Origin of the sequence: Amycolatopsis sp. NPDC050768, from assembly GCF_040654155.1 — a bacterium.
Taxonomy (GTDB): Bacteria; Actinomycetota; Actinomycetes; order Mycobacteriales; family Pseudonocardiaceae; genus Amycolatopsis.
On the sequence record NZ_JBFAHL010000008.1, the window covers coordinates 94,399 to 115,748 of the forward strand.

Here is a 21,350-nt window from a genome sequence, read left to right on the forward strand (position 1 = left end):
CGGGGTTACCGCGCGGCGGATCGCACGGCGAGGTTCGCCCGGCGGGCCACCGTGAAGTCGAGCTTGCGGACGCGGCGGTCGTAGGTGAGGAAGCCGTTGACTTCCTTCTCGACGTCGGTGAGCTGGGTGTAGACGGCGGCGGAGAGGCCGCGGCGCACCTCGGTGACGAGCTGGTGCTGGAGTTCGACGTAACGGCTGGTCAGAGCTGCGCTGTCGGGTTCCAGCTCGTAGGCGAAGCTGCCTGGCGGGTCGAACTCGTGGCCGTGGACTTTGAGGCCCAGGCCGCCGTACTCGCCGTCGACGGTGGCGCGGACGGGGTCCGGCGGTGGGGTGCCGGGGCCGGGGTAGGTGTGGTTGTCGAGGAGGTCGCCGTGGCCGGTGTCGGGTTGGGAGCGGCAGCAGTTGACGCCGGATTCGGCGTCGACGAGGCGCGTGGGGTCCCAGGCGGCGATCTTGTCGGCGACGCGGGCGACGTCGAAGTCGCCCCAGCCCTCGTTGAAGGGGACCCACGTGACGATGGAGGGGAACGATCGGTGCTGGTCGATCACGCGGTGCAGCTCGGCCTCGAAGTTCGCGCGGGCCTGGGGTGTCGGGGTGACGTTCTCCGTCATCGCCGGCATGTCCTGCCAGACGAGGAGCCCGAGGCGGTCGGCGTGGTAGTACCAGCGGTCGGGTTCGACCTTGAGGTGCTTGCGGACCATGGTGAAGCCGAGGGCTTTTTCCTGCTGTAGATCGAATTCCAGGGCGGCGTCGGTGGGGGCGGTGTAGAGGCCGTCGGGCCAGAATCCTTGGTCGAGCGGGCCGAGCTGGACGAACGGCTTGCCGTTGAGGAGGATGCGGTGGTTTTCGACCGCGATGGAGCGCAGGCCGAAGTAGGAGCCGACGGTGTCTCCTGTGGACAGTGTGACGCGGAGGTCGTAGAGGAACGGGTCGTCGGGCGACCACAGGCGGGGGCGGGGGAGGGTGATCGTGGTGGGGTGGCCGGCGGTGCCTTCGGCTCGGGCGACGACGTGGCCGTGGTCGGAGGCGGTGGCTTGGAAGGGGGTGCCGTCGGCGCCTTGGATGGTGACGGTGGCCTCGCCGGTTGTGGTGTTCGAAGTGGTGTCCACGCGTGTGATGTGCACGGGCGCCACCGGTTCCAGCCACACCGTCTGCCAGATTCCGGACGACGGGGTGTAGAAGACTCCCGCGCCTGGCGCGCGTTGTTTGCCGAGCGGCTGCCCGTTGCCGGTCGTGTCCGTGACGCCGACGACGAGTTCCTGCGGGCCGGTGGTCAGGGCGTCGGTGATGTCGGCGGTGAAGGAGTCGTAGCCGCCGGTGTGGTGGGTGACTTCGCGGCCGTTGACGTAGACGGTGGTGTCGTAGTCGACGGCCTGGAAGTGCAGCAGGATCCGTTGGGAGCGCCAGGTTTCCGGGACGTCGAACGTGCGGCGGTACCACATCCGGGTCTCATGGCGCATGATGCCGGACAGTGCCGATTCGACGGGGTAGGGGACGAGGATCCGTTCCGGCAGCTGCCGTCCGAAGGGCGGTTCGGGGTTCCCGGTCTCGAACTCCCAGACTCCGTTGAGGTTCTGCCATTCGTCGCGCGTCAGCTGCGGGCGCGGATATTCCGGCAACGCGTTGGTGGGGGAGACGGCGTCCGTCCACGGTGTACTCAACGGTGGCGGCTTCCGGTGCCACTGCGGCTGCGCGACCGGGGTCACGCCGGAAAGCCCGAACAGCAGCACCGCGAGAACTACGGCAGGACGCACCATCGTCGGAACCTCCGGTTCACTTGATGATCATCTCTACCGGCTGCCGGCGCGGATGTAAATCGCTCACTCCGGCAAGACCAGCCGGACGGCCAGCACGACGATCACGACGCTCGACACCAGCGCGGTCCCCAACCGCCCGCGACGGCCGGCGAGTACGCGGCCCAGCAACACCCCGCCGCCCGCGAGCAGCAGCTGCCAGCTCGCCGACGCGACGAACGCGGCCAGCGCGAATACCGTGCCCGTCGCCGTACCGCCGACCACGAGGGCCGTGAAGTACACGATCGTTGCCGGGTTCAGCAGGGTGAGGCCGAGGAAACTCACGTACGCGCGCGCCGGTCCCGGCGGGGCGGCCTCGGCTTCGGGCGTTGCGCCGGCGCGGTACCGCCGCCACCCGCCCACCGCCGTGTGTGTCGCGAGTGCCACGAGCACCACCACGGACGCCCACCGCAACGGCCCCGCGACCGGCGCCAGCACCGGCGCGAGCGCCGCCCCACCGCTCACCGCGACGACGGCGTAGACGCCATCCGCACTGGCCACCCCGAGCGCCGCCGCCGCGGCGACCCGCAGCGACGTCCGCGCCGCCAGCCCCACCAGCACAGCCCCGACCGCCCCCACCGGCACGGCGATCCCGTACCCCGCGAGCGCCCCGGCGACCACCGCCGCCGTCATGACCGCGCCCGACCACACCCCCGTGGCTCGCACTGCTGCCCACGCCGCACCCGGGCAGGGGCGATCGGCATGCGGTGCGTTGTGGTGGTAGTGGTCATGTCCGGAAGCCTGAACCGGGATGGGTCGGTGGGCAACCGATTTTCACCGCGCGGGGCCACGACGACACGGGCACCTACCGAGTCCGCAAAGGACGCGGCACGGAGAGCGGCACTGGTCCTGCTCCGGTCGGAGATCGTTGCCCGGGTGGGTTTTCGCGACTGGGTGGCCGGCAAGCTCACCGTTTCGGCCAGTGCCACGAAGGCCGATCCAACCTTCCCTGTCCGGAAAGGACAGTCGCCCCGAAGTCCTTTTCCAGTTCCAGCAGAGCCGCGCCCGTCGAGTCCAATGCCCGGACCAGCGGCTGCGAGTGCGACACCACCACCAGCTGCGTCCGGCGGGCTGCCCGGGTGATCAGCGCCGCCAGTGCCGGCAGCAGCTCCGGGTGCAGGCTCGTCTCAGGTTCGTTCAGCACCAGCAACTCCGGCGGCCGCGGGCTCAACAACGCGGCGACCCACAGCAGATACCGCAACGTCCCATCCGAAAGCTCGGCCGCAGTGAGCGGCCGAAGCAGCCCGTGCTGCTGAAACCGCAGCTCGAACCGGCCATCGGCCGACGTGATCTCGACCGTGGCCCGCGGAAAGGCGTCCTGAACGGCGGACTCCAACGCGTCGGCATCACCCGATTCCTGGATCGTCCGCAAAGCCGCCGCGAGGTCGGCGCCGTCATGGTCGAGCACGGGGGTGCGGGTGCCGATGCGGGGCTCGCGGGCCGGGGCGGTGGCGTCGGTGCGGAAGTGGTCGTAGAAGCGCCACGCGCGGATGCGTTCGCGCAGCAGGAGGAGCTCCGGGGCGGGGAAGGAGCTCAGCATGCTGTCCGTCAGCCCGATGGACTGCGGTTCGGAAGGCCAGGCGCCGGTCGTGTCGCGGACGCGCAAGGTGGGGCCCGCGCGGTCGGCGAGCACGGTGCGCGAAGAAAAAACCGGGCCGGACCACACGCACTCGCGCTTGAACTCCGGGTCGAGGGAGAACATCGAGCTACCCGGGATCGGCAGGCCCAGGTCCAGCGCGTAGCCGAATTCGTCGCCCGAGAACCCCAGCCGCAGGCCGACCGGCTGGGTGCGGCGCGTGCCCTGCACGGGGGAGCGCCCGGAACGGACCGCGCGTCCGATCGCCTCCGGGCCGGCCCACAGCGTGGAGGGCAGGCCGCCTTCGCGGGCCAGCGCGGCGACGGCGCCGTTGTGCGCGGCGTCGGCCAGCAGGCGCAGGGCGCGGTAGAGGCTCGACTTCCCGCTCCCGTTCGCGCCGGTGACCACCGTCAGCTCCGACAGCGGCAGCACCAGATCGCGCAACGACCGGTAGTTCTCCACGGCAAGGGTTTTCAGCACGCGGCCGACGCTATCCGCCCGCACCGACAGATAACGATCGTGACTACGAAGCTCCCGGCCCCGGGTGCTCTCACCTGCGGCTCTCACCGTCAGTTGTCAAATTAATTCTGCCCGTGTTCGCGGCCGCTGGACTCCGGGCCCTATTCGTCAGATCTTTGTCCGCGACCTCGTTGACACCGCCGAAGCGCGAGGTGAGAATCTCGTTTCACATATCCTATAGGATCTGCGGTTCGAAAGAGGTGTCTGTGGTGGCAGCGGGGCGAAAGGTCGTGGTCCCGGGATGCGGGACGGCGATCTGTCACCGTCGCACACCGGGGGGCGCTTCGCGAAGAACGCCGTCAACGAGTGACTTTCCGCGCCAGGACCTCCGATGTCTGGGCGCGCACAGCGACTGAAGCTCACCCCCGAAGTGGCTGAAGTCAGCAGGAACGCCGGGCGGCGCGCGGGCCGTCCGGTGCCAAGGTCCGACCTCAAAGGAGTGGTCATGGTTGTCAGGCCAACATCGGGCAGAACCGGGAGACGGAAGTTCGCCGTGCTCACCGGGATCGCCGCCTCGGTGCTGACGCTTTCGGCGATCCAGATCCCCGCCACGGCCGCACCGGCGGCTCCCACCCAGGACACCGCCACCCAAAACAACACCCAGGCCAGCACCCAGATCGCCCAGAAGCCCTACATGGGCTGGAGCAGCTGGAGCCTCGAGTCCACGAACTACCCCGGCGTGAACCCGACCGGCGGCGGCAGCTGGCTCAACGAAGCGCACGTGCTGCAGCAGGCCGACATCCTGGCGGCGAAGTTCAAGCAGCACGGCTACGAGTACGTGAACATCGACGCCGGCTGGGTGGGCTCCTTCGACCAGTACGGCCGCCCGGTCGTCGACGCGAAGAAGTTCCCCGACGGCATGGCCTACGTCGCCGACTACGTGCACAAGAAGGGCCTCAAGCTCGGCTCCTACCTCGCGGTCGGCCTGGACCTCAAGGCCTACAACGACGGCAACTCGCCGATCTTCGGCACCACCGACTGCCACACGCGCGACCTCGTCTACCCCGACCTGCGCCAGACCAGCGGCTGGGACAACCAGTCGTACCAGATCAACTTCGCCAGCCCGTGCGCCCAGGCCTACATCCAGTCGGAGGCCGACGTGCTCGCCGGCTGGGGCGTCGACTTCCTCAAGCTCGACGGCGTCGGCCCGGGTTCGTTCAAGGGCGACGCGGCGCACGACAACACCCCCGACGTGAAGGCCTGGTCCGCCGCGCTGAAGAAGACCGGCCGGCCCATGCAGTTCGTGCTGTCGTGGTCGTTGTCGCACAACCAGATCGACACCTGGAAGGCCAACTCCAACGGCTGGCGCATCGACACCGACGTCGAGTGCTACTGCGACACCCTCGTCACCTGGAACAACTCGGTGAAGGGCCGCTGGAACGACGTCGTGCAGTACATCCCCGACGCCGGCCCGGGCCACTGGAACAACCTCGACTCCCTCGACGTCGGCAGCGGCAAGATGGACGGCATCACTGAGGCCGAGCGCCAGAGCTACATGACGTTGTGGGCCATCGAATCGGCGCCGCTCTACCTGGGTGACGACCTCACACAGCTCGACGACTACGGCACCAAGCTGCTCACCAACGACGAGGTCATCGCCGTGGACCAGGCCGGTGTGCCGGCCAAGCCCGTGAGCCAGAAGAGCGACCAGCAGGTCTGGTACGCCCGCAACGCCGACGGCAGCTACACGGTCGCGCTGTTCAACCTCGGCTCCGCCCCGACGTCGGTCACCGCGAACTTCGGCGACTTCGGCCTCACCGGCGCGGCCAAGGCTCGTGACCTCTGGAGCCACCAGGAACTGGGGCTCGCCAACGGTTCCTTCACCGCAAACCTGCCCGTCCACGGCTCGAAGCTGCTGCGCCTGACCCCGGTCAACCCGGTGCAGGTCTCGGCCCCCGCCGTGGTCCACGGCACCGCCTCGACCCCGACCAGCGTCTCGCTGGCCTGGGACGCGTCGGCGGGCAAGCTCGCCCCGGTGACCGGCTACGACGTGTTCGCCGGCGGCCACAAGGTCGCTTCCGCCACCGGCACCAGCACGACCGTCAACGGCCTCAAGCCCTCGACGTCGTACACCTTCACGGTGGTCGCCCACGACCGCCTCGGCCGCAGCTCCGCCGCGAGCACCGCGGTGTCCTACGTGACGCCCGCGGCTTCCGGCCCGGTCGTCCACGAGGCGGAGAACGGCAGCCCCGGCGGCGGCGCGACGGTGTACGACTGCGCCTGCTCCGGCGGCAAGAAGGTGGGCTACATCGGCGGCAGTGGTCTGCTGACCATGAACAACATCAAGGTCGCCGCCGAAGGCACGTACCTGGTGAAGCTCGGTTACGTCGACGGTGACACCAGCCGCTCGGCCGTGGTCACGGTCAACGGCAGCTCGTTCCGGCTGCCCGCGCCGGGCACGAACGACAACGACTGGAACACCGCACGCACGATCACAGTGCCGATCTACCTGATGGCCGGCAACAACCAGGTCATCTTCGGCAACCCGAGCGACAGCGTGTTCGACGTGGACCAGCTGACCGTCTGACAACCCCCGTGAGTGGCGGTGAGAGCCGCCACTCACGGACACGAGTGAGGAGACGCCGTGGTGGTGACCACGCACAACAACAGCCTTCCCGTGCGAGGCGCCACCGCGGCGTCCCGTGTGGACAGACCCCGCAAACGACGGCCCGGCGGCGCGGCCGCGCACCGGCACGACGCCAAGATCGCGTGGCTGCTGGTCCTGCCCGCCATCCTCGGGTTCGGCGTGTTCTTCGCCTACCCGACCATTCGCGGCATCTACCTGAGCTTCACCGAGTTCCATGTGCTGTCCGCGCCGAAGTGGATCGGGCTCGACAACTTCACCGAGCTCATCGCCGACGGGGTGTTCTGGAAGTCGCTGCTCGTCACGATCTACTTCGTGGTGCTGTCGGTGGTCCTGGGCATGCTCGTGTCGCTGCTGACCGCCGTGATCCTGCACCGGCTCGCGGCCTCCACGACCGTGCGTGGCCTGATGATCCTGCCGTTCCTGATCTCCGGCGTGGTCACGGCGCTCACGTGGTCGCTGATGCTCGACCCGAGCCTCGGGATCCTCAACGTGCTGCTCACCAAGATCTTCGGCCACCCCGTGCTGTTCCTCGGCTCCGGCGGCTGGGCCGTGCCGACGCTGGCGGCGATCAACGTGTGGAAGTCCATGGGCTACAACGCGGTGCTGATCTTCGCGGGCCTGCAGACGATCCCGGCCACGATCTACGAGGCCGGCCGCATCGACGGCGCGAGCGAGGTGCAGATGTTCCGCCGCCTCACGATCCCGCTGCTGCGCCCGATCCTCGTGATGGTCGTGATTCTCACGGTGATCAGCTCGTTCCAGATCTTCGACATCGTGGCCGTGACCACGCAGGGCGGGCCGGAGAACGCGTCCAACGTGCTGCAGATGTACATCTACAACAAGGCGTTCCGCCAGTTCGACTTCGGCTACGCGGCCACGATGTCGCTGGCGTTGTTCGTCCTTCTCATAGCTATCACGTTCACGCAGCTGCGCATGGCGCGCGCCAACGAATCCGACACGAACTAGGGCAGGGACATGGTTACGCTGACTCGACCGGCACCCGCCCGCACACGCAAGCCCGTGTCCGCAGGCCGGATCCTCGCCTGGGCCTACGTCGTGGTGATCCTGCTGATCACGATCTTCCCGTTCTACTGGATGCTGCGCACCGCGCTGTCCAACAATTACTCGCTCTCCACCGACCCTTCGTCGTTCTTCCCGGTCGACTTCACCTTCGGCGCCTTCAAGCGCGCGCTCGGGCTGGCGTCACCGGCGGAAGCCGCGGCGCAGGGCGGTTCCGGCGCGTCGCTCGGCCTGACGCTGGCGCTGCGCAACTCGATCATCTACGCGGCCCTGCTCACCGTGTGCACAGTGTTCTTCTCCGCCATCGCGGCCTACGCGTTCGCGCGGCTGCACTGGCGCGGGCGCAACACCGTGTTCTCCATCCTGCTCACGGCGCTGATGGTGCCGCAGGTGCTCACGCTGCTGCCGAACTTCGTGCTGGTGAAGGACCTTGGCCTGCTCAACACGTTCGCCGGCCTGGTGCTGCCCAACGCGTTCTTCTCGGCGTTCAACATCTTCTTCCTGCGCCAGTTCATGCTCGGGCTCTCCACGGAGATCGAGGAAGCCGCGATCATCGACGGCGCCGGACCCTTGCGCGTGTGCTTCCGGATCGTGCTGCCGATGTGCTCGGCACCGATCGCGACGCTCGCGCTGCTGACGTTCATCAACACCTGGAACGACTACTTCTGGCCACTGCTCGTTTCCTCCGACACGTCCACGAGCCCGCTGACGCTGGCGCTGGCGGTGTTCAAGCAGTCTTCGCCGCAGGAGGCGCTCGACTGGTCGGGCCTGATGGCCGCGACCATCATCGCCGCGCTGCCGATGCTGCTCGTGTTCATGGTGTTCGGCAGGCGGATCGTGAACTCCATCGGGTTCACCGGGCTCAAGTGAGAGAACTGCTGTGACGAACGAAGATCTGTGCCTCGGCTGGGCCGCGCCCGCCTCCGAGTGGACCGAGGCGAGCCCCGTGGGCAACGGCCGGCTCGGCGCGATGGTGTTCGGTGGTGCCGGCCGCAGCCGCGTGCAGCTCAACGACGCGACGGTCTGGTCCGGCACTCCCGCGGGCCCGGTCGACGCGCTGGCGGACGTCGTCGCCGCCGGTGCCGGACCGCAGCGGCTGGCGGAGGTCCGCGAGGCGGTGCGGGCGCGGGACTACCGGCGGGCCGAAGCGTTGCTGATGTCGTTCGAAGGTCCGTACAGCCAGGAGTTCCTGCCGTGGGGCGACGTCTGGGTGACGCTGCCCGACGGCGAAAGCCACGGCCGTCAGCTCAACCTGGCCAACGGTGTGGTGACTGAACGGTTGTCGCTCGGCGAGGCCACTGTGGACCGTTCCGTGTGGGCGAGCCGGCCTGCCGGTGCGCTGGTGGTGTCGTTGACGACGTCGGCGCCGATCGATCTCGGCGTCGAGCTGAGCACGCCCCTGCGCGAGGTGACGCGGCTCGTCGAGGACAGCGGGATCACGCTCGGCATCGAGCTGCCGGTGGACGGCGCGCCGAAGCACGAACCGGAGGTCGCCGAGCCGCTGCGGTACGCCGACTGGGCGCGGCCGGGCTACGACCCGTTCGGAGCGCTCGCTCTGCGGCTCGACACCGACGGTTCCGTGTCCACGGTGGACGGACGGCTGGCGATCGACGGTGCCACCCGGGTGCTGCTCACCGTGTCCAGCTCCACCAACGCCGCCGACGTCTGGACGGGCACGGCGCGGCGTTCGCGCGAACGTCACCAAGCCGTGGCCGCCGGAACCGCCGCGACCGCGTCGGCCGAAGGCGCCGACGAGCTGCTGCGCGCGCACGAAGCCGACCTCCGGCCACTGCTCGCCGCGGCCGGCCTGCGGATCGGGCACCACCGCGCCGGCACCTACGACGTGGCCGCCGACGTCCTGTCCGGAAAGGACGAACAGCTCACCGCCACGGTGATGTTCGCCTACGGGCGCTACCTGCTGGCCACGTCGTCCCGGCCGGGCGCGCCACCCGCGAACCTGCAGGGCATCTGGAACGAAGAACTCCGCCCGGCGTGGTCGTCGAACTACACGGTGAACATCAACACCGAGATGAACTACTGGGCTGCCGAGACGACCGGGCTCGGCGAATGCCACACGCCGCTGTTCGACCTGCTGGGCAAGCTCGCCGTGACCGGCGCCGACGTCGCGCGTGAGCTCTACGGCACCCGCGGCTGGGTCACCCATCACAACACCGACCCGTGGGGCTGGGCCCTGCCGGTGGGCATGGGCCACGGCAACCCATCGTGGGCGATCTGGCAGATGGGTGGCGCCTGGCTTGTCCAGCACGCCTGGGACCATTACGACTTCACCCGCGACATCGCGTTCCTCCGCGAGACGGCGTGGCCGCTGCTCAAGGGCTGCGCCGAGTTCTGCCTCGACTGGCTCACCGAGGGCCCGGACGGTTTCCTCGACACGATCCCATCGACGTCGCCCGAGAACCTGTTCGTCTCCGAGGCCGGCGAGCCCGAGTCGCTGACCTGGTCCGTCGCGATGGACACGGCGCTGATCCGCGCGGTCTTCTCCCGCACGCTCGCGGCGGCCGAAGCGCTCGGCATCGAGCACCCGGTGACGACCGAGATCACCGCCGCGTTGCCGCGCCTGCGACCGCTGCGCGTGACGGACGGCGGCCGGCTCGCGGAGTGGGCCGAGGACGTGGGCGAGCAGGACCCCCAGCACCGGCACATGTCGCAGATGATCGCCGTCTACCCGCTCGGCCAGATCACCGCCGGCACGGAACTCGGCGCGGCCGCGACCGCGTTGATGGACCGCCGCGGACCGGGCGCGATGGGCTGGTCGTGGGCGTGGAAGATCGCGCTGCGCGCCCGCCTCGGCGACGGCGACACCGCGCGTTCGCTGCTTTCCGAGGCGACGCAGCCGTTCACGGGTGACCGCCACCGCGACGCGCCCGTGGACGGCTCCGAGTGGGGCGGGCTGCTGCCCAACCTGTTCAGCACGCACCCGCCGTTCCAGATCGACGGCAACTACGGCTTCCCGGCCGGGCTCGCGGAACTCGTGGTGCAGAGCCACGCCGGCGCGATCGACCTGCTGCCCGCGTTGCCCTCGGCCTGGCCGGACGGCACAGCGCACGGGCTACGGGCTCGGGGCGGGCTCGCGGTCGACGTCAGCTGGCAGGCCGGAAAGGTCGTGTCGGCGAGTGTGACGCGGCTGTCCGGCGAGGCCGGCGACGACGTCGTGGTCCGGTGGCCGGGTGGCGGCACGACGCTCAAGGTCGCCGTCGGTGAGGTGTCCGAATTGGACGGTGAGATCTGATGTTGACCGACCTGCCGCTGGCGCAGCTGCGCACCTACACCAGCGCGTACCAAGCTCCGGAAGACTTCGACGACTTCTGGCGGGAAACCCTCGCGGAAGCGGCGAAGTTCGAGATCGACGTGACCGTGACGCCGGTCGAGACCGCGCTGCGGACGCTCGAGGTGTTCGAGGTGACCTATGCCGGCTTCGGCGGCCACCCCATCCACGCCTGGCTGCGCGTGCCTCGGAACCAGTCCGGCCCGTTGCCCGCCGTCGTACAGTTCCATGGTTACGGCAGCGGCCGCGGCAGCGCACTCGAAGAGCTGGTCTGGGCCTCCGCGGGCTACGCGCAGCTGCAGGTCGACGTGCGCGGCCAAGGCGGCGCTCATGCGGGTGGCACGACCGGCGACCCGGTGGGCAGCGGCCCGTCGTTCCCCGGGTTCCTGACCCGCGGAATCGAAAGCCGTGAAACGTACCTCTACCGCCGCGTGTTCACCGACGCGGCCCGCGCGGTGGAGGCCGCGCGCGCACTCGACGTCGTCGACCCGGACCGGGTCGCGGTGGCGGGCAACAGCCAGGGCGGCGGAATCGCGCTGGCCGCGGCGGCACTCGTGCCCGACGTCGCGGCGCTCTACGCGCAGGCGCCGTTCCTGTGTGACCTCCGGCGCGCCTCGCTGATCGCGGGCAAAGCGCCGTACACCGAGCTCGCCGGTTACCTGGCCGCACAACGGCACGAGGTCGAGCGGACGTTCGAGGTGCTGTCCTATTTCGACGGTGTCGGCTTCGCGAGCCGCGCCAGTGCCCCGGCGCACTTCTCGATCGGGCTGATGGACGACATCGTCCCGCCGTCGACGGTTTTCGGCGCCTACAAAGCTTATCGCGGCCGGAAACACCTCGACGTGTGGGAGTACAACGGGCACGAAGCCGGCGGGGGCCAGGACCTCGAGAACGTGCTCGCCACGTTCGCGCCGCTGCTCAACCCGGGCAGCTGAATCACCTTTTGAACCGCAGTTTTGAAACCCCAGTTTTAATCCACAGTGGAGTGGAGAAGCGTCCGAGTGGCGCGGAAGCGAGGAATCCCATGAAGATCCGCACTTGGGCCGTCACCGGGCTGGCGGCGGTGCTCGGAGCAGTGCTGGCCGGCTGCGGCGGTGGCGCGGCCGACGCCGGCGGCAACACCGTGAACTGGTGGACCTGGGACGACCACCAGGCCGCCGCCTACCAGGTGTGCGCCGACGCCTTCCAGAAAGCCAACCCCGGCACCACGGTGAAGATCTCCCAGTACACCGTGGCCGACTACTTCACGAAGCTCACCGCCGGGTTCGTCGCGGGCACCGCGCCCGACGCGTTCCAGGACAGCGTGCAGTTCCTGCAGGCCTACGCGAGCCAGCACCAGCTGCTGCCGCTCGACGACTACATCAAGAAGGACAACTTCGACCTCAAGAAGTTCTCCGTGGGCGTCAACTCGTGGAAGTTCACCGACGGCAAGCAGTACGGCCTGCCGCTCGACTGGGCGTCGGCCGGTCTCTACTACAACACCGATACCCTCACCAAGGCCGGCTACACCGCCGCCGACGTGCAGAACCTCAGCTGGAACCCCGACGACGGCGGCACGTTCGACAAGATGGTGGCGCACCTGACTGTCGACAAGTTGGGCGTGCGCGGCGACCAGCCGGGCTTCGACAAGAACAACGTCGCCACCTACGGCATGGGCCAGCTCGCGGCGAAGGACTTCATCGGCCAGGTGACCTTCAGCGCGTTCGCCTCGACGCTGGGCTGGCGCCTCGGTGACAAGCCGGAATGGCCGACGAAGTTCAACTACAGCGACCCGCGGTTCGTCAAGACCGTGAACTACATCCGCACGCTCACCGACCGCGGCCTCGCGCCGAAGCTCGGCACGTTCACCACCGGCGGCGGCCAGGCCACCGTCAGCGACGCCGACCTCATCGGCTCGGGCAAGGTCGCCATGGAGCTCTCGGGTTCCTGGTCCGCGCCGAGCTTCGCGAAGCTGCCGGGTGTGAAGATCGGGATCGCCGCGCCGCCCACCGGGCCCGACGGCAAGACCCGCGCGCTGACGTCGAACTCCAACGGCAACACGATCTGGGCCGGCACGAAGAACCCCGACCTGACCTGGAAGTGGGTCTCGTACATGGGTTCGCAGGACTGCCAGACCGCGGCGTCGAAGACGGGCACGTTCTTCCCGTCGATCCCGGCCTCGATGGACGCGACCACCGCGGCCATGAAGCCGCAGGGTGTGGACCTGTCGGTGTTCACCGCGATGCTGAAGAACGGCTCGCTCTACCCGGCCGAGGTCTACGCCAACGGCGCCGCCGTGCAGGCCGCGGAGGAGCCGCTGCTCGAGTCGTTCTACTCGCACAACCGCAACGACGACGTGTTCCCCGACATGGAGAAGCAGAGCGTTTCGCTGCTCGCCAAGAAGTAGGAACGCCCGGGAGTCAGGAGTGAGGACATGTCCAGCCCTACGGTGGTCGGCCTGCGGGCCGCCGGCACGAGTTTCGCCGTGGAACTCGGCCGGCCGGTGCCGCGCGTGCTGCACTGGGGCGCCGACCTCGGCGAGCTGTCCGAAGTGGACGCCGAGGCACTGCGGCTGACCGCCGGCGGCGCGGTGCTCAACAACGCACCCGACGTGCCCCGCTCGTTTTCCGTGTGGCCCACGGAAGCGGAAACGTGGTCCGGCACCCCCGCTGTGTCGGGCCACACCGCCGGCCGCGGCGCGGTGCCGCGGCCGGTGCTGCGGGGCTTCTCCCAGGACGACGGTGCGTTGACGCTGGAGCTCACCGACGCGTCGTCCGGGCTGGACGTGGAGCTGACCTACCGGCTGACCCCTTCGGGGGTGCTGGAGGTCGCGACCAAGGTGACCCGCCACGCGGACGCGGGCGCCGAACCGTACGACCTCGCCGGGGTGGTGGCCGTGCTGCCGCTGCCCCGGCGGGCGGCGGAGGTGCTCGACTTCACGGGCAAGTGGTGCCGGGAACGCAGCCCGCAGCGGGTGCCGCTGGCGTACGGCGGTCACGTGCGCGAGGTGCGCCGCGGCAAGCCGGGCGCGGACTCGCCGTACCTGTTGACGGTCGGCGAGCCCGGGTTTTCCTTCGCCTCAGGGGAAGTCTGGGGTATGCACGTGGCGTGGAGCGGCGACCAGAAGTGGTTCGCCGAGCACTTGCCCGAAGGCGCCGGCGTGCACGCGAGCGTGCTCGGCGGCGGTGAGCTGCTGCGACCCGGCGAGGTCCGGCTCGCACCAGGGGAGTCGTACGTGGCCCCCGTAGTGTGTTTCGCCTGGTCGGACGAAGGCCTCGACGGGCTCGCGGCGCGGTTCCACGCGTATCACCGCGCGCGGGCCACGCACACGGGAAAACCGCGGCCGCTGACGTTGAACACGTGGGAAGCCGTGTACTTCGAGCACGACCTCGACCGCCTGCTGGAGCTCACGGAGCTGGCCGCGAAGGTCGGTGTCGAACGGCTCGTGCTCGACGACGGCTGGTTCCGCGGCCGGCGCGACGACACCGCGGGCCTCGGCGACTGGACCGTCGACCGCGCCGTCTGGCCGCAAGGTCTCACGCCGCTGGTGGAACGCGTGCACGCGCTGGGGATGGAGTTCGGGCTGTGGGTCGAGCCGGAGATGGTGAACCTCGACTCCGACACCGCCCGGGAGCACCCTTCGTGGCTTCTCGGGCCCGCTGACCTGGGCGCGCCTTCGCGCAACCAGTACCCGTTGAACATCGCGCACCCCGAGGCCTACCAGTACTTGCTCGAATCCCTCGACGCGCTGGTGGGCGAGTACGGCGTCGACTACCTCAAGTGGGACCACAACCGCGAGCTGCACGAGGCGTACGACCGGGTCACGGGCCGGGCGGGCTCGCGTGCGCAGACGCTCGCGCTGTACCGGCTGCTCGACGAGCTGCGTCTCCGCCATCCGATGCTGGAGATCGAGAGCTGCGCGAGCGGCGGCGGCCGCGTCGACCTGGGGATCCTCGGCCGCGCCGACCGCGTGTGGGCGTCGGACTGCATCGACCCGCTCGAACGGCAGGCGATCCAGCGCTGGACCGCGCAGCTGATCCCGCCGGAGGTGATCGGCTCGCACGTCGGCGCCGAGCGCAGCCACACGACCGGGCGCGTGACGGACCTGTCGTTCCGGCTGGTGACGGCGTTGTTCGGCCACGCTGGGATCGAGGCCGACCTCACGCGCAGTACGCCGGAGGAGCTGGCGGCGTTCACGGCGTGGGCGCAGCTGTACAAGGAGTTCCGGCCGCTGCTGCACGGCGGCCGCGTGGTCCGCGCCGACTTGCCGGACGCCGACGCGTACCTGCACGGCGTGGTTTCGGACACCCGTGCGCTGTTCTGCTGGGCCCGCTTGGCGACGGGCGCGGCGGGACAGCCCGGACGCGTGCGGCTGCCGGGGCTGGACCCGTCGCGGTTGTATCGCGTCCGCGTGCGGACCGAAGCCGGGCTGCCGTCGTTGCGCGAGGTGGCGGCGCCGGAGTGGTTCACGCGGGCTGTCGACGGGCCGATGGAACTTCCGGGTGCCGTGCTCGCGGCGGCGGGCCTGCCGATGCCGGTGCTGGACCCGGCCCAGGCGCTGCTGCTTGACCTGTCCACTGTGGACCAGTCATGAAGCCGGGCGCGGAGCGCGGGCTCGTCGCGCTGCCGGCCCGGCAGGTGCTCGCCGACGGCGTCTACGAGCAGCTCCGCGCCCTCATCATGAACGACGGCATCGCGCCCGGGGCCCGCGTGAACATCGACGAGATCGCGCGGGAGCTGGGGGTCTCGGGCACGCCCGTGCGGGAAGCGTTGGCGCGCCTGGAATCCGAGGAGCTGGTGAGCCGCCTGCCGTTGCGCGGCTACCGCGTGACCGAGCTGCTGAGCAGGCGCGAGGTCGACGACATGTACTCGCTGCGGATGCTGCTGGAGCCGCCGAGCGCCGGGCTGGCCGCGAAGGCGATGTCGGACGGCCATTCGGCAGCGTTGCGCGCGGAGCTGGCGACGTGCCCCGCCGCGCCCGCGCACGACGCATACAGCGACTACAAGGCGTTGACCGCGCACGACGCGCGCTTGCACGAGCTGGTGCTGCACATCGCGGGCAACGCGGCGGTGGAGCAGGCGTTCGCCCGCACCCACTGCCACCTGCACTTCTTCCGGCTCAACTACAACCAGCCGTTCGGCGAGCAGACGATCTCGGAACACCGTGACATCGTCGAGGCGCTCGTGTCGGGCAGCGCGGTGGCGGCGCGCAAAGCGATGGCCGCGCACCTGGAAGTGGCGCGCGACCGGCTGTTGTCCCGCATGTGAAGGGCTCCCCTCAACCGGTCGGGGGAGCCCTTCACATGTTTGGGTCAGTGGGTGAGGACGGGCAGCGTCTCGTAGATGCGCTCCTGCGGTCCGCCGGCGCCCAGCGTGCGGAAACCGTTGGCCCACAGGGAGTTCACGCGGGAACGTTCCTGCGCGTTGGGGTTGGCGTTGGTGCACGACGGGCCGGGGCCGCCGCCCGACATCAGCTCGGAGCACGGGCCGGAGTAGTGGTCGGGCAGGCCGAGCACGTGGCCGGTCTCGTGGGCGGCGATGCGGGTGTTGTCGTACTCGCGGGCCTGGGCGTAGTCGATGAAGACGGTGCCGGTGCCGTGGCCGTCGCTCTGGGCGTAGGAGCCGCGCGGGTCGTTGCCCTCGGTGTAGCGCAGCGAGGCGCCCGAAGAGCGTTCGACCAGCTTGACGTTGGTGACCGAGCGGTTCCAGTTGGCCGCGCCGGCGTTGATCGCCGCACGGAACGTCGGCGCGCCGGAGGTGCTGTAGTACACCGTGGTGACGGCCGCGGCCTGGTCGGTGGCGGCCGTGGCGGCGGTGGCCGTGCCCGCGACGAGCGGGGCGGCGGCGACGGCCAGCGCGATGGCGCCGGACAGCAAGAACTTCCTCGACATCGGAAAGCTCCTCGGGTGGGTGAGGGGAGTTTTGCCTGATTTGCGCGCGCTGCACCGAATCTAGGCAATTCAGCCCCGTTTGTGACCCGACTTTCGTACTGTCCGGAAAGTGGTGATTTACCAACACCTTCCACGGGTTGACTCAGGCGACGGGTTCGGCCAGTGGTACCTGGTCGTGCGTCTCCTTCTCGAGCCGGCGCAGTTCCGCCCGGTTCACGTCGCCGCCGCAGTGGTCGCACTTCTCGCCGGGGCGAGTGAGCTCGCCGCAGGGGGTGTGGACCAGCCGCATCGGCTCGCCCGGGGCTGGGGAGTGGGTGTGGGTGTCGCCCCACGCGCCCAGCGCGTGGATCACCGGCAGCGTGTCGGCGCCGGCCTGGGTGAGGCGGTACTCGTCGCGGGTGCGGCCGCCGTCGCGGTAGGGGACGCGGGTCATCAGCCCGGTCTCGACCATTCGCGCGAGCCGTGCGGACAGCACGTTGTCCGCGATGCCGAGGCTGCTGCGGAACTCGTCGAAGCGCGTGGTGCCCGTGTGGGCCTCGCGCAGGATCACCAGCGTCCACGGCTCGCCGAGCACGTCGGCGCCTCGGGCGATGGGGCACGGCGTGCCTTCCCAGCTTGACCGTCGACCCATGGGTTCCTCCCGTGCTGGCTTGCTTGAAGCAAGTTTAACCCGTAGTGTCGTCGGCGGCTAGCTTGCAGGTAACAAGTCAGGTGTGTTGGGAGTGGTTTTGATGGAGATCAAGGGTTCCGTCGCACTGGTGACGGGCGCGAACCGCGGGCTGGGCCAGGAGCTGGCCGCCGCCTTGCTGGAGCGCGGCGCGGCGAAGGTCTACGCCGCGGTGCGCCGTCCGGAATCGGTCGACCTGCCGGGTGTCGTGCCGATTGCGGTCGACGTCACAGACCCGGCTTCGATCCGCGCGGCCGCGGAAGCGGCGGGCGACGTGACGCTGCTGATCAACAACGCCGGCGTCTCCACGGGGGCGTCGTTCCTTTCCGGTTCGTTGGAAGACGTCCGGCTGGAGATGGAGACGCATTACTTCGGCCCGCTGGAGACGGCTCGCGCCTTCGCTCCCACGCTGGCCCGCAACGGCGGCGGCGCGATCCTGAACATCCTCTCGGTGCTGTCGTGGTTCACCGCACCCCACGTCAACGCGTACTCCGCGGGCAAAGCGGCGGGCCTGCAGCTGACCAACGGCCTGCGCCTGGCCCTGCACGACCAGGGCACGCTCGTGACGGCCCTGCACGTCGGCTACATGGACACGGACATGGCGGCGGACATCACTGACCCCAAGTCCGACCCGGCGTCGATCGCCGCGCTGGCCCTGGACGGCCTTGAAAAGGGCGACTTCGAGATCGTCGCGGACGACGTCAGCCGCTCCGTGCGCGCGAGCCTGTCGGGCGACATCGCGGGGCAGTACCCGCAGCTCGTTTCCTGACTTCCGGCTCGCTTCGGCGGGCATCCACTGCTGGTTCAGGGCCGGCTTTTGGTCTGCCGTGGGGGTGAGGGCGCGCGCCGAGCCGGCTCGGTTGTTTCGTTGGTGTGCGGGCAAAACACCGCGCCCCTGGCGGCCTTGTGGGCTGCCAGGGCCGCGGTGGTTTTCGTGGCGGGCTAGTGGCCGCCGTCTGCTGGGGGCTGGTCGCCGCCCGCGTTGGCGTTGGCCCAGCCGGTTTCGGCTGTTTTCTGGATGTCGAGCATCTGCTTCATGATCTCCTGGCCGCCCTTGACCGGCCACGCCCACATTTCCTTGGCGCTGTCGGAGTCTGCGACCCACTGCTTGAGGATCGAGAAGGCTTGCGGGTGGTTCGCCTTCAGCTGGTTCTCGAGGTACTTGTACTTGGCGAAGGCGTCCGGCTGGTGCTGCTTCAGCCAATCCTCGTGCGCCTTCGTCCACGGGGTCTTCGGCGGCTGGTTGGCCGGGGGCGCGGCGGCGTCGTCGCCGTGGTGACTGGCAGGCGGCGTGCCGTCGTCTCCGTGGTGGCTGCCTTGGGTTCCGCCGTGGCTGCCGTCGGAGGCTGCGTCGTCTCCGTGGTGACTGCCTTGCGTGCCACCGTGGCTGCTGTCCGAGGCGGCGTCGTCGCCGTGGTGGCCGCCCTGGGTTCCGGCCGTCGAAGCCGCGTCGTCGCCCGCGTGGCTGCTCGGCGGAGGTGTCGCGGCGTCGTCGCCCGAATGGGTTGCCGGTGGCGGAACGTCGTCCTTGGGCGGCACCGGCGGCGGGACGTCGTCACCGGTGTGGGAGGCTGGCGGAGGCGTCGCGGCGTCGTCGCCCGCGTGGGAGGCGGGTGGCGGGGTGGCCGCGTCGTCGCCGGAGTGGGTTGCCGGGGGTGGGACGTCGTCCTTCGGGGGCACGGGCGGCGGCACGTCGTCGTCGGCGTGGGAGGCCGGCGGGGGTGTGGCTGCGTCGTCGGTGTGGGTTGCCAGGGGCGGGACGTCGTCCTTCGGTGGGACCGGCGGTGGGACGTCGTCGCCGGCGTGCGAGGCCGGGGGTGGGGTCGCGGCGTCGTCGCCGCTGTGGGCCGGGGGCGGAGGCGTGGCGGCGTCGTCGCCGGCGTGGGTGCCGCTGCCAGAACCACTGCCACTGCCCGAGCCGCTGCCAGAACCACTACCCGAGCCTGAACCCGAGCCCGAACCACTGCCGCTACCCGAGCCCGATCCGGAACCCGAACCACCCGCGGGCGGAGGCACATCGTCCTTCGGCGGCACCGGCGGCGGAGTAGTCGCATCATCACCACTGTGCGCACCGGAAGACCCAGCGCCGCCACCCGAGCCGCCGCGGCTGGGGACCGGGCCCAGCGGGATGTCGTCACCAGCGTGGGCCCCGCTGCCGGCGGCGCCGCTCGCGCCCGGGCGGGTCTTGAGGCCCTTGACGACGTTGCCGATGCGCGCGGCCGAGCGGGTGGCCTGCGCGACGACCGCGGCGAGCTTCGCGCCGAGCGAGGTGGCGGTGAGCGTCGCCTGCGCGACGCACCAGCCGACGCCCGCGACGATCGAGGCGCCGAAAGTCGGGATGGCCGCCGCCAAAGCGATCAGCATCGTGGAGATCATGTCGCCCAGCACCGTGGTGATGAGGTCGCGGAACAGACCCCGCACGGCGGCGATGATGGCCATGTTCGTCTGGATCAGGTACGCCACGATGTCGGTGCCGTGGGCCTTGCTGTCCAGGTCGGCGGCGAGCTCCTGCATGCGCTGCCGGAACGTGTCGCCGGCGTTGCCCTGCCACTCCTTGATGTCGCCGTCCAAAGAGGACTTCTGGTCCTCGCCGATCTGCCGGATGGTCTCGGCGATCGTGTGCACTTCCTGGCTCAGCAGCTGGATCTGGTCCGGGTCGCCCATCAGCATGTCGAGCGGCTCGCGCAGGAAGCTCACGTGCTCGATCAGCCAGCCGAGCCCGGCCGAGATCAGGCTGCCCAGCGGGTTGAGCGCGAACTTCACCGTGTCCACGGCCGAAGCCACCACGCCGAGCCCGATCGAGACGCCCAGGGCCGCCTTGTCGGAGTCGTCGGCGGTCTTCATGTCCTCGCAGCTCTTGATGAGGAACGAGTACGAGTCGAGGAAACCCGCGCCGGAGAACTTGTTGGAGTCGGTGATCACCACCCCGGCACCGAAGTCGGGCTTGGCGTTCGGGTCGAACGTCGTGGTCACGTCGGGGTCCCCGCTGTCGTGATCGTCTGCGCGTGGTTGGTTTCCGTGGTGCGGTACTGGTCCGCGGCTGTGCGCGTGTTGTTGGCCTGGTCCGTGATCGCCTTCGCGGCGCCGTTGACCTGGTCGTGCAGCACACCGAGCGCGATGCGCGTCGGGATCCCCAGCACCTGGCCGACGACCACGCCGAAGGCGTTGATGTCGCCGCCGTTGACTTCTTGGATGCGGTTGGCCGCGGCCGTCACCTTGCCGCCGCGATCGTCCAGACCACTCGCGTACGTCGTCAGCACGTCGGGTTCGACGGTGTACCCGTCCATCAGCGCATCTCCCTCGTCACCACGGCTGCATCTCGTCGTCGTCGCCGTCCATGCGGCGGCGGTGCGGGCCCGACTGCGGCCTCGGCTGCTGGTCCGGCCGCGGCTGCGGCGGCGCGGGCGGCCCCGGCTGCGGAGCCGGCGGAACGGGGGGAGCGGGCGGCAAGGGCGGCGGCGGCATCCGCGGCGGCAGAGGCGGAACCTGAGACGGCTGCGGCGGCACGCCACCGGCGGACGGCATCCGCGGCGGCGCGGGCGGCGGCGGGGTGCGGTCCTCGGCCTCGGGTTCACCGGGCTGGCGCGGCGCGTCCTGCGGTTCGTCTTCCTCGGGCTCCGGCGCGGGCAGGAAGGACCGGACCACGTCCATCACCTCGGTGCCGCCGGCCAGTGGTTCGAGCGCGTCGGCGACCTCGCGCGACACCTGTCGCTGGGCCTTGCCGTAGGTCTCCATGATGGTGGCGGTGAGCTGGGCCCCGCCGGACGAACGCAGCGCCCGGTCGTCGATGTGCAGGTTCTTCAGCGCGCCGTTGGGGGTGACGGTGACCGTGACCAGTCCGTCCGACGAGCGGGCCTTGCCTTCGGCCTCGGTGAGCTTCTCTTGCAACGCAACGCTTTTCGCGCGCATGTCGTCCACGCGCCGCTGGAAGTCGTCCAGCCACTCCTGCTCGTCCACCAGGAAAAAAATATCGAGATGTCCGGCCTGCCGGGGTGAACCACAGATGACGGGTCGACGACGAAACGAGACGGC

The 21,350-nt window shown here is 69.9% G+C and carries 17 protein-coding genes; 9 read left to right on the top strand and 8 right to left on the bottom strand.

Annotated elements, in window-relative coordinates; all coding sequences use genetic code 11:
- Positions 1-5 precede the first annotated feature (5 nt).
- The 3 genes from AB0H62_RS24115 to AB0H62_RS24125 form a co-directional block, all read right to left on the bottom strand.
- Entirely contained in the window at positions 6-1,757 is a 1,752-nt protein-coding gene (locus AB0H62_RS24115) for a sugar-binding domain-containing protein (RefSeq protein WP_360588281.1), read from the bottom strand.
- A gap of 63 nt (positions 1,758-1,820) precedes the next feature.
- On the bottom strand, positions 1,821-2,426 hold the full coding sequence (locus AB0H62_RS24120) for a LysE family transporter (RefSeq protein WP_360588283.1): 606 nt from the start codon (positions 2,424-2,426) through the stop codon (positions 1,821-1,823).
- 274 nt (positions 2,427-2,700) lie between these two features.
- Positions 2,701-3,849: an AAA family ATPase gene (locus AB0H62_RS24125; RefSeq protein WP_360588285.1), complete on the bottom strand. Its 1,149-nt coding sequence runs from the start codon at positions 3,847-3,849 to the stop codon at positions 2,701-2,703.
- 532 nt (positions 3,850-4,381) lie between these two features.
- Between AB0H62_RS24125 and AB0H62_RS24130 the strand changes: the two genes are divergently transcribed.
- From AB0H62_RS24130 to AB0H62_RS24165, 8 genes are all read left to right on the top strand, one after another.
- Positions 4,382-6,415 (top strand): fibronectin type III domain-containing protein, encoded by a 2,034-nt coding sequence (locus AB0H62_RS24130; RefSeq protein ID WP_360588287.1) that lies wholly within the window; start codon positions 4,382-4,384, stop codon positions 6,413-6,415.
- Positions 6,416-6,472: 57 nt separating this feature from the next.
- Positions 6,473-7,441, top strand: a complete 969-nt coding sequence (locus AB0H62_RS24135; protein ID WP_360588289.1) for a sugar ABC transporter permease — start codon at positions 6,473-6,475, stop codon at positions 7,439-7,441.
- Positions 7,442-7,495: 54 nt separating this feature from the next.
- Positions 7,496-8,365 carry a carbohydrate ABC transporter permease gene (locus tag AB0H62_RS24140; protein ID WP_255638692.1) on the top strand — a complete coding sequence of 290 codons (870 nt, stop codon included), beginning with the start codon at positions 7,496-7,498 and terminating at the stop codon, positions 8,363-8,365.
- Positions 8,366-8,375: 10 nt separating this feature from the next.
- A complete protein-coding gene (locus AB0H62_RS24145; protein WP_360588291.1) occupies positions 8,376-10,745 on the top strand; it encodes a glycoside hydrolase family 95 protein in 2,370 nt (789 codons plus the stop codon).
- Positions 10,745-11,716 (top strand): alpha/beta fold hydrolase, encoded by a 972-nt coding sequence (locus AB0H62_RS24150; RefSeq protein ID WP_360588293.1) that lies wholly within the window; start codon positions 10,745-10,747, stop codon positions 11,714-11,716. Before AB0H62_RS24145 ends, AB0H62_RS24150 begins: the two co-directional genes overlap by 1 nt.
- Positions 11,717-11,805: 89 nt before the next feature.
- Entirely contained in the window at positions 11,806-13,167 is a 1,362-nt protein-coding gene (locus AB0H62_RS24155; protein WP_220246627.1) for a sugar ABC transporter substrate-binding protein, read from the top strand.
- A 27-nt stretch (positions 13,168-13,194) separates the two neighbouring features.
- The gene (locus AB0H62_RS24160) at positions 13,195-15,354 is read left to right on the top strand and encodes an alpha-galactosidase (RefSeq protein ID WP_255638693.1); all 2,160 of its coding nucleotides are present in this window, start codon (positions 13,195-13,197) and stop codon (positions 15,352-15,354) included.
- Positions 15,351-16,028 (top strand): GntR family transcriptional regulator, encoded by a 678-nt coding sequence (locus tag AB0H62_RS24165; RefSeq protein ID WP_220246628.1) that lies wholly within the window; start codon positions 15,351-15,353, stop codon positions 16,026-16,028. Before AB0H62_RS24160 ends, AB0H62_RS24165 begins: the two co-directional genes overlap by 4 nt.
- Positions 16,029-16,072: 44 nt before the next feature.
- Here the strand turns inward: AB0H62_RS24165 and AB0H62_RS24170 are convergent, their stop codons facing one another.
- Both AB0H62_RS24170 and AB0H62_RS24175 read right to left on the bottom strand, forming a co-directional pair.
- Entirely contained in the window at positions 16,073-16,651 is a 579-nt protein-coding gene (locus tag AB0H62_RS24170; protein WP_354885174.1) for a snapalysin family zinc-dependent metalloprotease, read from the bottom strand.
- Positions 16,652-16,793: 142 nt separating this feature from the next.
- On the bottom strand, positions 16,794-17,282 hold the full coding sequence (locus tag AB0H62_RS24175) for a helix-turn-helix domain-containing protein (RefSeq protein ID WP_360588296.1): 489 nt from the start codon (positions 17,280-17,282) through the stop codon (positions 16,794-16,796).
- Positions 17,283-17,382: 100 nt separating this feature from the next.
- On the opposite strand from AB0H62_RS24175, the gene AB0H62_RS24180 reads away from it, so the two are divergent.
- Positions 17,383-18,087 (top strand): SDR family oxidoreductase, encoded by a 705-nt coding sequence (locus AB0H62_RS24180; protein ID WP_220246631.1) that lies wholly within the window; start codon positions 17,383-17,385, stop codon positions 18,085-18,087.
- 173 nt (positions 18,088-18,260) lie between these two features.
- Here the strand turns inward: AB0H62_RS24180 and AB0H62_RS24185 are convergent, their stop codons facing one another.
- Genes AB0H62_RS24185 through AB0H62_RS24195 form a run of 3 tightly spaced genes read right to left on the bottom strand, consistent with a single transcriptional unit; the run spans position 18,261 to position 21,275 of the window.
- A complete protein-coding gene (locus tag AB0H62_RS24185) occupies positions 18,261-20,291 on the bottom strand; it encodes a hypothetical protein (protein ID WP_360588299.1) in 2,031 nt (676 codons plus the stop codon).
- Positions 20,288-20,605 carry a type VII secretion target gene (locus AB0H62_RS24190; protein ID WP_220246633.1) on the bottom strand — a complete coding sequence of 106 codons (318 nt, stop codon included), beginning with the start codon at positions 20,603-20,605 and terminating at the stop codon, positions 20,288-20,290. Before AB0H62_RS24190 ends, AB0H62_RS24185 begins: the two co-directional genes overlap by 4 nt.
- A gap of 16 nt (positions 20,606-20,621) precedes the next feature.
- Complete coding sequence (locus AB0H62_RS24195) at positions 20,622-21,275, bottom strand: YbaB/EbfC family nucleoid-associated protein (protein WP_255638694.1); 654 nt, start codon at positions 21,273-21,275, stop codon at positions 20,622-20,624.
- Positions 21,276-21,350 lie beyond the last annotated feature (75 nt).

Coding starts and splice junctions, on each gene's coding strand:
- AB0H62_RS24115 (WP_360588281.1), bottom strand. CDS start 1,757: ATGGTGCGTCCTGCCGTAGTTCTCGCGGTGCTGCTGTTCGGGCTTTCC.
- AB0H62_RS24120 (WP_360588283.1), bottom strand. CDS start 2,426: ATGACGGCGGCGGTGGTCGCCGGGGCGCTCGCGGGGTACGGGATCGCC.
- AB0H62_RS24150 (WP_360588293.1), top strand. CDS start 10,745: ATGTTGACCGACCTGCCGCTGGCGCAGCTGCGCACCTACACCAGCGCG.
- AB0H62_RS24155 (WP_220246627.1), top strand. CDS start 11,806: ATGAAGATCCGCACTTGGGCCGTCACCGGGCTGGCGGCGGTGCTCGGA.
- AB0H62_RS24160 (WP_255638693.1), top strand. CDS start 13,195: ATGTCCAGCCCTACGGTGGTCGGCCTGCGGGCCGCCGGCACGAGTTTC.
- AB0H62_RS24165 (WP_220246628.1), top strand. CDS start 15,351: ATGAAGCCGGGCGCGGAGCGCGGGCTCGTCGCGCTGCCGGCCCGGCAG.
- AB0H62_RS24170 (WP_354885174.1), bottom strand. CDS start 16,651: ATGTCGAGGAAGTTCTTGCTGTCCGGCGCCATCGCGCTGGCCGTCGCC.
- AB0H62_RS24175 (WP_360588296.1), bottom strand. CDS start 17,282: ATGGGTCGACGGTCAAGCTGGGAAGGCACGCCGTGCCCCATCGCCCGA.
- AB0H62_RS24180 (WP_220246631.1), top strand. CDS start 17,383: ATGGAGATCAAGGGTTCCGTCGCACTGGTGACGGGCGCGAACCGCGGG.
- AB0H62_RS24190 (WP_220246633.1), bottom strand. CDS start 20,605: ATGGACGGGTACACCGTCGAACCCGACGTGCTGACGACGTACGCGAGT.